The organism is Flagellimonas crocea (assembly GCF_033441595.1).
GTDB classification, from domain to species: Bacteria; Bacteroidota; Bacteroidia; order Flavobacteriales; family Flavobacteriaceae; genus Flagellimonas; species Flagellimonas crocea.
The window spans coordinates 650,456-663,869 of sequence record NZ_JAUZVX010000003.1; the positions used below are offsets into that span (position 1 = coordinate 650,456).

The window sequence follows — 13,414 nt, forward strand, 5'->3', positions numbered from 1 at the left end:
TATGAGCCAAAATTTCTTCCCTAAAAAATCTGAAGCAACACCTACTATATACGCCTACGAGTTGCCAAACGACAACAGCCGTAAAGGGCAGTTAAAAGTCGGTGATACCAATAGAACAGCACAGCAACGCATCAAGGAACAAATTGGTGCCACTCGGTCGGCTTTCAAAATTGTAGTAGAACAATCTGCTATGCGCAATGATGGTTCCAGTTTTCGAGATTATGAAGTACACGAATATCTGCGCAAAAAGGGCATCAAAAACCCAGATGGCGAGTGGTTTGCTTGTAACAAAATAGAAGTAGAAAGTGCTATAAAAGCAGTTCGAGACGGCAAAAGCTACGAGCTAAGCCGAGACAAAGACTTTTCTATGCGTCCTGAGCAGGAAGAAGCAGTCAATAAAACAGCTCGCTACTTTGAAAGCTACAAAGGAGAAAATCCAGATAAAACACCGCACTTCCTTTGGAACGCCAAAATGCGTTTCGGTAAAACCTTTGCCACCTACCAACTTGCCAAAAAACAAGGATGGACAAAAATATTGGTGCTCACATTTAAACCTGCCGTACAAAGTGCCTGGCAAGAAGATTTAATTACCCATGTAGATTTTGAAGGTTGGCAATTTGTGAGCAGAAATGGCTTGTCTTACGAAGACATTGACCCAAGCAAGCCCTTTGTGTGCTTTGGTTCGTTTCAGGATTATTTGGGAAAGAACACATCAACTGGCGGTATCAAAACCAAAAACGAATGGGTACACGCCACTAATTGGGATTGTGTAGTTTTTGACGAATACCACTATGGGGCATGGCGTGAAAATGCCAAAGACTTGTTTGAATCGGAAGATGCTAAAGAAGCCAAATTTGGTGAAGGTGAAGGCATTGACTACTTCGATGAGGACATGATACCGATTACCACCAATGGCTTTTTGTATTTGTCGGGTACACCATTTAGAGCAATCACCTCAGGCGAGTTCATCGAAGAACAAATCTTCAACTGGACGTATTCAGACGAACAACGAGCCAAAGAAGATTGGAAAGGTGCTGACAATCCTTACGAGAGCTTACCAAGAATGGTTATGCTCACTTACCAAATGCCAGATTCCATTAAAGAAGTAGCAATCGGTGGTGAGTTCAATGAATTTGACTTAAACGTGTTTTTCGAAGCTACAGGCATTGGCAATGGTGCTCGTTTCCGAATGGAAAGCTATGTACAAAAATGGCTGGACCTTATTCGAGGTAGCTTTTTAGAAACCACCGTTGACAATTTAAAACTAGGTGCCAAGAAACCCCCTATGCCTTTTTCAGATGCTCGTTTGTTGAGTATTCTGAATCATACCTTTTGGTTTTTGCCAAGTGTAGCTTCCTGCCACGCTATGAAAAACCTGATGAGGAGACCTAACAATACTTTCTATCACAATTACAGAGTGGTGGTTGCTGCAGGTACACAAGCAGGAATTGGCGTTGAAGCTTTACCACCAGTTCTCAAGGCGATGGACAATCCATTGAAAACAAAAACCATCACACTTTCTTGCGGTAAATTGACCACAGGTGTTACCGTAAAACCATGGACAGGGATTTTCATGTTGCGGAATTCATCCAGTCCAGAAACTTATTTTCAAGCTGCCTTTAGAGTGCAATCACCTTGGGCTATTAAAAACCCAGACGGAGAGTCGCCCAACAAAACAGAAATCATCAAAAAAGAATGCTACGTTTTTGATTTTGCGCCAAACCGCGCGTTGAGTCAAGTAGCCGATTATGCTTGTCGATTAAACATAAACGAGTCCAATCCTGAAAAGAACGTAGCGGAGTTTATCCACTTCTTGCCAGTACTAGCCTATGACGGAAGTTCTATGAAGCAAGTAGATGCAGCGGGTGTACTGGACATTGCCATGAGTGGAACAACGGCAACACTGCTCGCACGAAGATGGGAATCAGCCTTGCTTGTAAATGTGGACAATGGGACACTTGAACGCATCAAGAACAATCCTGATGCTTTAGCTGCATTGATGAGCATTGAAGGATTCAGGTCCTTGAACCAAGACATAGAAACTATTATCAATAAATCCGAAGCGGTAAAGAAAGCCAAGAAAGAGAAGAATGATGAGGAGATGACCAAAAAGGAAAAGAAAGAGTTAACTGATGAAGAAAAGGAATACAAAAGCCTGAGAAAACAAATTCAGGAGAAGCTAATCAAGTTTGCCACTCGCATTCCTGTATTCATGTACTTAACCGATTACAGAGAGCATACTTTAAAAGATGTTATTACCCAGTTAGAGCCTGGGCTTTTCAAGAAAGTAACTGGGTTGAATGTGAAAGACTTTGAATTGCTGGTAAGCCTTGGAGTTTTCAACTCCGCATTGATGAATGATGCAGTTTATAAATTTAAACGCTATGAAGATGCAAGTTTGGAATACACAGGAATCAACCGACATAAAGGACAAGCCGTTGGTGGATATGACACAGTATTGAGCAGGGAGGAATATGACCAAGTTTTTGTGAATGAACCTTAAAAAACTTTATTGATTTAACATGAAAGCCACTGAACTTCCAATCATAAACTTTTTACAGACACCTAATGTACAATTTGTAATACCCGTTTATCAACGCAATTTTGATTGGGAGCTAGGGCATTGCAAACAATTATTGGAAGATATCATCAGTGTTGAAAAAGAAGACCGAGGGACACATTTTATAGGCAGCATTGTTTTTATACACGAAGGTGCTTACACCACCCGAGAGGTCCGTGAACTGGTGATCATAGACGGTCAGCAACGGCTCACAACTATCAATGTGCTTTATGTCGCCTTGTACCGTTTTGCAAAGAACAATGGACTGGAAAAAGAGGCCGAGATGCTCTACAATATGTTCTTGGTCAACCAATACGTACAAGAAGACGATAGTAAGCTCAAACTAAAACAGACAGACACCAACTCCATGGCGTTCAAGGCCATTTTGGAGGGGAATGAAAAAGGGTTTACTTCATTTTCTAATGTGATTGAAAACTATAATTTTTTCAGTTCTCAAATCAATGCCGAGAATTTTGAGGTCATCAGAAATGGTTTGAAGCGATTAATTTTTGTTGAAATTTCTCTAGAGCGTGACAAGGATGATCCACAGCGGATATTTGAAAGTCTCAACTCAACCGGACTAGATTTGTCCCAATCCGATTTGATACGGAATTATATTCTAATGGATCTGCAGCCACGGGAGCAGCAAAAGGTTTTCAACACGATTTGGAACCCCATTGAAGAAAATGCCCGGGACCTTCTAAAACAAAAGTCTCTGGTTTCTGAATACATCCGAGACTATTTAACCCTCAAAAACAAAAAAATACCTAATAAATCAAAGGTCTACCAAGAGTTTAAAAAGAACTATCCCAACAAACTGGATGAAGCGTACATGAACGAGTTGGAAAACATGAAAGGGCTTTCCCTATTTTATAAAATGTTTATCAATCCGGAAACTGTTGAAAACCCTCAAATTCGTAAAGAGCTCGAATACATCAACCGATTGGAGGTGAATGTCGCCTATCCATTCTTGTTACAGGTTTTTGAAGATTGGGATAATGGGATTACAGACGAAGAAACTGTTATTCAAGTATTGAAATTGGTTCAAAATTATGCTTGGCGAAGGTTTATAGTAGGATTGCCGACCAATGCGCTGAATAAGATTTTCATGACATTGTATTCAGAGATAGATACCGAAGACTATTTTGAAAGTTTAGCCAAAGCCCTATGTAAAAAAAGAGGTAATTCACGCTTTCCGGATGATGAAGACCTGCTAACTGCCTTAAAAGACAAAGATCTCTATAATATCAAAGCAAAAAACAGGAATTATCTTTTTGAGCTTTTGGAAAACCACAACAACCGTGAGCATGTCAATACTTCCAGTGAAAGCATCACGATTGAGCACATTTTTCCACAAAACCCTAGTTATGAATGGTCCAAGCAATTAGATGAGGAAGAGATTTTCCTATTTAAGGAAAAATATCTGAATACATTGGCAAACCTCACTTTGTCTGGCAACAATGGTTCATTAGGCAACAAAACCTTTTTGGAAAAAAAGAATATGAATCATCAAGGTGGAGAGCAAGGTTATAAATACAGTAGGCTATGGTTAAACGATTATTTAAAAAGAATTGATGTTTGGGATAGCAATTCCTATGAATCAAGACTTAAACTAATCAGCCAACGGTTTCTTAGTATCTGGAGTTATCCTAATGTTATACTAGAGACGGATGAAGAACCTGTAGAACAATCTATTTTTGAAGCAGAGTCTCCAACCCACAAAAAACTCGAATATTTTATCTTCAAGAACAACAAGGTGGAAGAATCAGCCATTGCAAACATGTACTATTATGTGCTTCAACAGTTATATGGCTTAAATACTGGACTATTACTTGGGAACAATATTCTTAAAATAACAAGAAATAAAGAAGATTTTAGAAGTGCCCAGGAAATTACCAATGGCTACTTTGTCGAGTTCAATATAGATAGCAATACAAAGTTCAATATTCTAAAAAAGTTATTGTCCTTATTTGATTTGGAAGATGAACTTATTATCAAATATGATATTGGTTCCTCTCAGGGCAACAGGTTTTATGTACGTAAAGAATATTGGGAGCAACTTTTACCCCAATTGCAAGAGAAGGGCCAGTTTTCAAATGTTAATCCTGTGAAATCTCATTGGATAAGCATGGGTGCCGGAAAAACAGGAGTAAATTACTCTATGGTCGTTACCGGTTCCCATTGTCAGGTTGAGCTTAGTATAACAACAGCAAATAAAGAGCTGAACAAAAAGTATTTTAAAAAGTTAATCAGTCGAAAAGTGAAAATTGAAGATGGTTTTGGTAAATCTTTAATGTGGGAAGAATTGTCAGATAACAAAATGAGTCGCATAAAGTATGTTCTTAACGATGTGAATCTTTTTGACAAATTCCATTGGCCAAAAATGAATGCTTTTTTTGTGGAGAATGTGCCAATATTTGAAAAAGTGTTTAAAAATGAAATCCTTAAGTTGTAAAAAGGCATGGGCACAGGCAGGAGAAACTTTCTTAAGTTAACGTCAACGGCATTAGCTGGATTGGCAATCAACCCACTTCAAGCAGTTATAACCAAGAACAATCTATATGTAAACAAAGTTCTTGGGCTTGCCTTTTCCAAGCCACAGGATTGGTATTTTATCAACGTTAAAGATTTCGGTGAGTTAAAAGAGAAAACGATTCTATCAGAAGATTGGGATGAGTTTAAGGATTTTGTTTGGGAAAACACGGGTGACCCTATTTGTCTAATGGCCAAGTATGATCAGAATAATCCCTTAAATTTTGGAAAATACTCCCCAAGTATTGCTGTTTGGGTTGAAAAAAAATCCGATTATGATGAGATTGGTATACAAACGGTAGAAGAATATGCCATTAGTTGGACTACAAATAGAATTCAATACATCCAAGATCCCAATGTTACCAAATCGAAAGAAGTGAAGGATATATCTGGAATCAAGACTGTTCACTATGATTGTGATTTTATTGTTGAACACCAGGACCTACCAAACTCGTACCGTGCTCTTTGCCGAATGATTTATATTGAACATGGGGATTATTTTTACTGTTTTGACTTAACAGACTCTATGGAAGCAGGTGAAAAATCCGATTTAGAGTTTAAAATGTTTCTTGAGGAAATTAATTTATTCCAATAGTTGCCCCCCAATTTGCCCCCTATAAAAATTAAAATCCCTCTAAATCAACTGTTTAGAGGGATTTTCCGTGGTCCCACCTGGGCTCGAACCAGGGACCACCTGATTATGAGTCAGGTGCTCTAACCAACTGAGCTATAGGACCCGCAATTTGCGGATGCAATATTAGTGTTTATTTTTCTTTAGCGCAAGGTTTTAACGCCCCTAGCTTTCTTTTATTTCTTGGCAAAGCTCCACCAGCACGCCATTCGTGCCCTTTGGATGCAAAAACGCTACCAGTTTGTTGTCCGCCCCTTTTTTGGGCGTTTCATTCAAAACCACAAAGCCTTCTCCCTTCAATCTTTGAATTTCCGAAACAATGTCCTCCACCGCAAAGGCAACATGATGGATGCCTTCCCCTTTTTTATCCAAATATTTGGCGATGGGACTGTCTGGCTTGGTCGCCTCCAGCAATTCAATCTTATTGGGGCCCGATTTAAAAAACGAGGTCCTTACCCCTTCCGAGGCCACTTCCTCAATTTTATAGTGTGGCACGCCCAACAACTTTTCAAACAAAGCATTGGATGCCTCCAAGTCTTTAACCGCAATTCCGATGTGTTCAATTTTATCCATACAAGATGTAATAAGCGTTAAAATCTTCACCTTTTTCCAAAATTACGGAGTGTAAATGGTTAATAGCGTGAGGATAGTCATTTATTCGCTTATTTTTGCAGTATGGAGGAAACACAAAGACAGAAAAAGATAGCGGGAATTATTCAAAAGGACCTGGCCGATATTTTACAACGGGCCGCTACCGATGGTGGCCTCAAGGGAACGTTGATCTCTGTGTCCAAGGTTTCCGTAACCGTTGACCTATCCTTGGCCAAAGTGTACGTGAGCATTTTTCCGAATAAGGGTGCCAAAGAACTGTTGGAGGGCATCAAAGAAAGCCAAGTGGCCATCCGTTACGAATTGGCGCAGCGTACCAAGCATCAACTAAGGCGTGTGCCCGAACTCAATTTTTATCTGGACGATTCCCTTGAATACATCGAAGGGATTGAAAAATCATTAAAAAGAGAGGAAAACCCTATCGAGAACAGGGACTTGCTCGACAAACGTAAGAAATCCTAGTTTTGAACTTTCCGCTTTATATCGCAAAACGCTACCTACGGTCAAAAAGCAGCCAAAATGCGGTAAATATCATAAATTTCATTACTTTTTTGGTGATTGTGATAGGTTCCGCAGCCCTTTTTATCGTGCTTTCCGCTTTTGCGGGTCTAAAGACGTTCAGCCTTTCCTTTTCCAATACTTTTGATCCCGATCTGAAGGCTTCCCCCATCACGGGCAAGCATTTTAGCATTTCCGCGGAGGAAGAATCGGCCCTTGAAGAAATTGATGGTCTGGCCAATTTTTCCAAGGAGCTGGAAGAGCGGGCCTACCTTACCTATAAAGAAAAAAGCACCATTGCCTACATAAAAGGTGTAGATGAAAACTATCGCGCCGTTACCGGAGTGGACAGCACCCTTATATTCGGAAATTGGGGGTCGGATGTTCATAATGGTGTTATTGGGATTGGTATCTACAACCTATTGGGCGTGCCCATGAACAATAGGACCGCGATGGAAGTTTTGGTTCCCAAACCCGGTGAGGGTTCCTTTTCCCAACAAGGGTTCAATTCCAAGCCTTACGATGATCTTGCACTGGTGGTAAGCGGGGTGTATGCCGTGGAGGAATCTTTGGACAAAAAATACGTTTTTGCCCGTCTTCCTTTGGTTCAAGAGCTGTTGCAGAAAGATAGCACCGAGGTTTCCGGTATCAATTTTAAATTGATGGATAATGCCTCCCCGGATGAGGTCCGTAATTCCATAAATGCCGTTTTGGGCAAAAAAGCATCAGTTCTAACGCGCAGGGAGCAAAATACATCGCTTTACCGGATGCTGAACACCGAAAACTTAGCGACCTATTTGATTTTTACCTTGGTGCTCATCATTGCGCTTTTTAATGTTGTTGGGGCAATCATCATGATGATTTTGGACAAACAACAAAATTCAAAAACCTTGTTCAGCTTGGGCACCACCATTAAAGAATTACGGCGCATCTATTTTATACAAGGGTTGTTGGTCACTTCTTTTGGTGGGTTGATAGGCGTTGCCCTAGGAAGTTTATTGATCGGGTCACAATTAGCCTTCGGATGGTTGAAGATTACGCCTTCGTTGGCCTATCCCGTCGAGTTCAATGTCATCAACTTGTTGATTGTGATCGGAACTATTGTGGTTTTGGGGGTTATCTCTTCCAAAATTGCGAGTAGCCGTATCACCGAAAAATTGATTTCAGCTTAAGCGAACTGAAAATCCCCGAATTTTTCCTCAACCTCATCAAAAGCGGCAAAAACATCGGCGGCATCGTCGCTGGTCACCATTTTCATTCGGTACTCTTTAAAGTGAGGAATGCCCTTAAAATAGTTGGTATAGTGTCTTCTGGTTTCAAAAACGCCCAGTTTTTCACCCTTCCAATCAATGGCCATTTGTAGGTGTCTTCGGGCCGCGTCCACACGTTCTTGCATGGTAGGAGGTGCCAAGTGCTCGCCTGTTTTAAAATAGTGCTTCACTTCCTTAAAAAACCAAGGGTAACCAATGCTTGCCCTACCGATCATGGCTCCGTCCAGCCCGTATTCGTCGCGCATTTTAACCGCTGCTTCGGGGGTGTCCACGTCGCCATTACCGAATACAGGAATGTGCATGCGCTGGTTGTTCTTCACCTCGGCAATGGGCTTCCAATCGGCCTCGCCCTTGTACATCTGCACGCGGGTACGACCATGGATGGAGATGGCCTCGATGCCAACATCTTGAAGACGCTCGGCTACCTCAACTATTTTGATGGAGTTGTTGTCCCAGCCCAAACGGGTTTTCACTGTTACGGGCAATTTGGTACGCTTCACGATTTCTTCGGTCAGCTTCACCATCAAAGGAATGTCACGTAAAATACCGGCACCTGCATTTTTGCAAACCACCTTTTTTACGGGACAGCCAAAATTGATGTCGATAATGTCCGGGTTGGATTTTTCCACGATATCCACCGCCTGAAGCATGGAGTCCAGTTCGGCACCAAAAATCTGGATGCCCACGGGACGTTCTTTTTCATAAATGTCCAGTTTGATGACACTTTTGGCAGCATCCCTGATCAATCCTTCGGAAGAAATAAATTCGGTATACACCACATCGGCGCCCTGCTCCTTGCACAATTTGCGGAAAGGAGGGTCGCTCACATCTTCCATCGGAGCTAGAAGAAGCGGGAAATCAGGGAGTTCTATGTTTCCAATTTTTGGCAAATCCTACAGGTTTTTGGACTGCAAAAGTACAAAATAGCTTAGAACCAGAAAGCTAGTTCTGCGATTGAAGTCGATCGCGCTCGTTTTTATCGATTCCGCGTTGATTGTCGTCCAACCTGAAATTTCCGAAATTATAGGTAAAACCAAAGCGGATAAACTGTGTTTCGGGGCGTCTTCGGTAAAAATTGTCCTGGTTGAGGTATTGCGAACGATAAGTGGGCACGTATTGCTCCAAAATATCCTCGGCGGCGAGGGACAAAGTAATTTTATTATCAAACAGCGTTTTTCTTAAACCTATCGTCAAGTTGAATTGCTCATCCGACACGTAGGATCCAAAAAGAAACTTGGAAATATAGGTTCCGGTAATTTCTCCGGTAAAGGTTCCGTCCTTGGACAGGGTCAAATAATTGCCCAAATAGGCATACACTCCGTTCACTTCGTTGGTGAAAGGTACGTTTCCGCTTTCTTCGGCCAAATAGGTCTCCTCTTCGTGGAACACGGAGGTATAGGCATACATGAACCATGCGGGAAGAATGGATTTGCTCATTGTAAAGTCTAAGCCGTAGGATTTGCTTTCCAGCACGTTCTGTTTAAGCTCCACCAAGGTTTGGTTGTCATTGTCCTGAAACACCAAATAGGCAATGTTCCTACCGTTATCCCGATAGTAGAGATCAAAGAAGTACTCGCTGTTGAGCGTATAGTTGAAGTTGAAATTGTTGCTGAAGCTCGGCTTCAATCCTGGGTTTCCTTCCTCATAATCATTTTCATTGTAGAAAAACCGGAAAGGGTTCAGGTCGTTGTACTTGGGGCGGTCAATATTTCGTCCATAATCAAAAGAAAAGCTATGCTTATCCGATGGTGAATAGAGCAAGTAGACGGACGGAAAGGGTTCAAAAAAGTCTTGGGTGTTGATTTGATCCAAAGTCAATGAACGGCCTTCCGCCTTGGTCAGCTCTCCGCGAACCCCCAGTTTCATCGACCATTTGTCCCAGTTTTTTACAAAGCTCAAATAGGCAGCATACACATCTTCATCATAAATGTATCGGTCCGATTGGGAAGCGTCGACGGTGTTGCTACTACCATTAAAGTTGAAAAAGTTCATCGTGTTTTCTGAGGTAATCGATGAAATCTTGGCCCCGGATTCAAAAGAAGCATTTCCGATAGGTGTGGAGTAGTCCAGTTGTCCCGTAAAAATTTTGATTTCTTGATCCGAATCGGTGTCAAACCCAAAATCCCTCAAAAAAGTGCCATCTGCATCAAAATAATCAGAAGATAAGCGCTGGAACATTTCACCATTAAAATAGGTGTAGTGACCATTGGCCCTGATCTGCGCTCCTTCTTTTTTTAGCTTGTGCACGTAGGTTAGGTCGAATGCCAAGTTGGTGTTGTCCATATTGGCGTTGTTCTCCGTGGTAAATGTTGAATCCAATTGTGCCTGGCCGTTCCTCATTTCGTTGCTGAGCAAGGTCTCTTGTTCTTGATCTAGATTGAAAAGCAGGTTGGAAGTGACATTCAGGCTGTTTCGGTCATCAAAATCATAATCCAAAATAAAGCTTGCATTTTGCGACTGCGACCTATCTGTCTGGTTATAATCCGTATCCCAAATAGAGAAAACTTCATCGGAATCATCTATAAAATTGATACCCTTTTTGGTTTTGTTGATTTCCTTTTTTGGATTGATGGTATAGTTGGCAAACAAGTTCAGCTTGTCCGTTTTATAATAATGGCTTGTTCCGATACTAAATTTTGGAAAAACGGCCTGTGTGAAGGTTCCGTTGATGCTGCCCTTGTATCCAGGAACAATGTTCTTACTGGTTACAATGTTCAATATCGGCCCACCTTCGGCATCGTAACTGGCGGGCGGGTTGGCTATCACCTCTACGGATTTGATGTTGGCGCCCGAGAGCCCTTGCAAAAGGTCGCGGACCTCCTGTCCCGAAAGCTGCACTTTTCTATCGTTCAGGTAGACCGTTGCATTTTGACCGCGAATCAACAATTCATCCTGGTTGACGATGACCCCGGGCGTATTTTTAAGGATATCCCACGACGTGCCTTGCGAAACCACTGTGTTTTCAACCGAAAAGACCAGTCTGTCTGGCAGTCTTTGAAGCTTTGGACGTTGCGCGGTGACCACCACTTCGTCCAGTTCATTGCTCTCCATGGGAATGATCAGCGCCCCTAGGGAAACATCCCGCTTAATGTCCAGTGCCCTTGGCTCCGAACCCCTGCCCACATAACTTGCCTGCAAAAGATAAAGGTTGGGTGCCACCTCAGAAAGTTCAAAAAGGCCTTCCTCATTGGCGGAACTCCCTTGCACAAACGTGGAATCGGCAGCTTGCAGCAGTAAAATATTAGCGTAGGGAATTATCTGATTCTGTTCGTCCACCACCTTACCGGTAATCTTAAAGGTTTGGCCGTACGTACCACACATTGTAAAAAACACCAATAAAACAATAGTGGTGAGGTTCTTCATTAGAGGTTTGGGTTGAACCTCAAATCTAAGAAATTATTTTTGAGCGCAATAGGCCGTATTTTTCTTATTGAGAAAAAACCATTTATGGGTATTTAAAACAATTATATTTGCAGTTGATTATATCCCTTTTTTAGGGTATGTTATTGTTGATATGGAGAAGATCAGGAATTTTTGCATCATTGCACATATAGACCATGGTAAAAGTACCTTGGCCGACCGTTTGTTGGATTTTACAGGATCGGTGACCGAACGTGAAAAACAGGACCAGTTGCTGGACAATATGGACTTGGAACGCGAACGCGGCATCACCATAAAGAGCCATGCAATTCAGATGGACTATGTGCACAATGGGGAAAAATATGTGCTCAATCTGATCGATACTCCCGGCCACGTGGACTTTTCATACGAAGTGTCCCGTTCCATCGCCGCCTGTGAAGGTGCGCTTTTGGTGGTGGACGCTGCACAGAGCATTCAAGCACAGACCATATCCAACCTGTATTTAGCTTTGGAAAACGATTTGGAAATCATTCCGGTACTCAACAAAGTGGATCTTCCCAGCGCCAATCCCGAGGAGGTGACCGACGATATCGTGGACCTTTTGGGTTGCCGACCAGAGGAGGTAATCCCCGCAAGTGCCAAAACAGGAATAGGCATTCAAGAGATATTGACAGCGATCATTGATCGCATTCCTCCTCCAAAAGGTAACCGTGACGAGTCGTTGCAGGCATTGGTGTTTGATTCCGTCTATAACCCATTTAGAGGTGTTGAAACCTATTTCAGGGTCATGAACGGAGAAATTACCAAAGGACAGAAAATAAAATTTGTGGCCACCGGAAAGTCCTATGAAGCGGATGAAATAGGCACTTTAAAATTGACGCAACATCCAAAGAACAAGATCTCGACCGGAGATGTTGGTTACCTCATCACAGGAATTAAAGACGCCCGCGAAGTAAAAGTCGGGGATACCATTACCGATTCGGCCAGCCCCACCAAAAATCCCATTGGAGGTTTTGAAGATGTAAAACCGATGGTTTTTGCCGGTATATACCCCGTGGACACCGAGGATTTTGAAGACTTGCGTTCCTCCATGGAGAAATTACAGTTGAACGATGCCTCTTTGGTTTTTACACCAGAGAGCAGTGCCGCGTTGGGCTTTGGTTTCCGTTGCGGATTCTTGGGAATGTTGCACATGGAGATCATCCAAGAGCGTTTGGAGCGCGAATTTGATATGACGGTGATCACCACGGTGCCGAACGTAAGCTACCACGCTTACACCACCAAAGGTGACGAAAAGCCCATCATCGTAAACAATCCATCCGACCTGCCCGATCCTTCAACAATAGACAGGGTCGAGGAACCATATATCAAGGCCACCATCATTACCAAGTCCGATTTTGTGGGCAACGTTATGTCACTTTGTATTGAAAAGCGGGGTCAGATCGTTAACCAGACCTATTTGACCACGGAGCGCGTTGAGCTAATTTTTGATATGCCCCTGGCAGAGATTGTTTTTGATTTTTATGACCGTTTAAAAACGGTTTCAAAAGGTTATGCCTCGTTTGATTATTCTCCGATCGGAATGCGTACTTCAAAACTGGTACGTGTTGATATTTTATTGAACTCACAGCCCGTTGATGCTCTTTCGGCACTTATACACTTTGACAACGCCTACCACATCGGCAAGAAAATGTGCGAAAAATTGAAGGAGCTGATACCAAGGCAACAATTCGATATTCCGATTCAGGCCGCCATTGGTTCCAAGGTCATATCCAGGGAAACCATCAAGGCTTTGCGAAAAGATGTTACGGCCAAGTGTTATGGTGGTGATATTTCCCGTAAGCGTAAATTATTGGAAAAACAGAAAAAGGGTAAAAAACGTATGCGCCAAGTGGGCAACGTAGAAATTCCTCAACAAGCTTTTATGGCCGTTCTAAAACTGAACGATTAACC

9 protein-coding genes and 1 tRNA gene are annotated in these 13,414 nt (G+C 42.2%); 6 read left to right on the top strand and 4 right to left on the bottom strand.

The annotated features are described in order from the left end of the window. Position 1: 1 nt before the first annotated feature. Genes SD449_RS12340 through SD449_RS12350 form a run of 3 tightly spaced genes read left to right on the top strand, consistent with a single transcriptional unit; the run spans position 2 to position 5,687 of the window. Positions 2-2,503, top strand: coding sequence for a GIY-YIG nuclease family protein (locus SD449_RS12340; protein WP_318310977.1), 2,502 nt, complete (start codon positions 2-4; stop codon positions 2,501-2,503). A 19-nt stretch (positions 2,504-2,522) separates the two neighbouring features. After that, positions 2,523-5,015, top strand: coding sequence for a DUF4268 domain-containing protein (locus SD449_RS12345; RefSeq protein ID WP_318310979.1), 2,493 nt, complete (start codon positions 2,523-2,525; stop codon positions 5,013-5,015). Positions 5,016-5,021: 6 nt separating this feature from the next. Then, positions 5,022-5,687 carry a hypothetical protein gene (locus SD449_RS12350; protein WP_318310980.1) on the top strand — a complete coding sequence of 222 codons (666 nt, stop codon included), beginning with the start codon at positions 5,022-5,024 and terminating at the stop codon, positions 5,685-5,687. Between the two features lie 68 nt (positions 5,688-5,755). Here SD449_RS12350 and SD449_RS12355 read toward each other — a convergent pair. After that, positions 5,756-5,829 (bottom strand) — tRNA-Ile (locus SD449_RS12355). Between the two features lie 59 nt (positions 5,830-5,888). Next, positions 5,889-6,296 carry a methylmalonyl-CoA epimerase gene (mce, locus tag SD449_RS12360; protein ID WP_318310982.1) on the bottom strand — a complete coding sequence of 136 codons (408 nt, stop codon included), beginning with the start codon at positions 6,294-6,296 and terminating at the stop codon, positions 5,889-5,891. 102 nt (positions 6,297-6,398) lie between these two features. Here mce and rbfA point away from each other — a divergent pair, with 102 nt between their 5' ends. Together rbfA and SD449_RS12370 are read left to right on the top strand one after the other, a co-directional pair. Further along, the gene (rbfA, locus tag SD449_RS12365; RefSeq protein ID WP_207031130.1) at positions 6,399-6,794 is read left to right on the top strand and encodes a 30S ribosome-binding factor RbfA; all 396 of its coding nucleotides are present in this window, start codon (positions 6,399-6,401) and stop codon (positions 6,792-6,794) included. Between the two features lie 2 nt (positions 6,795-6,796). Continuing rightward, entirely contained in the window at positions 6,797-8,002 is a 1,206-nt protein-coding gene (locus SD449_RS12370) for an ABC transporter permease (RefSeq protein WP_318310983.1), read from the top strand. On the opposite strand, the gene dusB is transcribed toward SD449_RS12370, so the two are convergent. Both dusB and SD449_RS12380 read right to left on the bottom strand, forming a co-directional pair. Further along, complete coding sequence (dusB, locus tag SD449_RS12375; RefSeq protein ID WP_318310985.1) at positions 7,999-8,991, bottom strand: tRNA dihydrouridine synthase DusB; 993 nt, start codon at positions 8,989-8,991, stop codon at positions 7,999-8,001. The two genes, SD449_RS12370 and dusB, sit on opposite strands and share 4 nt — an antisense overlap. A 52-nt stretch (positions 8,992-9,043) precedes the next feature. Then, the gene (locus SD449_RS12380; RefSeq protein WP_318310986.1) at positions 9,044-11,464 is read right to left on the bottom strand and encodes an outer membrane beta-barrel protein; all 2,421 of its coding nucleotides are present in this window, start codon (positions 11,462-11,464) and stop codon (positions 9,044-9,046) included. A gap of 151 nt (positions 11,465-11,615) precedes the next feature. Between SD449_RS12380 and lepA the strand changes: the two genes are divergently transcribed. Further along, positions 11,616-13,412 (top strand): translation elongation factor 4, encoded by a 1,797-nt coding sequence (gene lepA / locus SD449_RS12385; protein ID WP_318310987.1) that lies wholly within the window; start codon positions 11,616-11,618, stop codon positions 13,410-13,412. Positions 13,413-13,414: the final 2 nt, after the last annotated feature.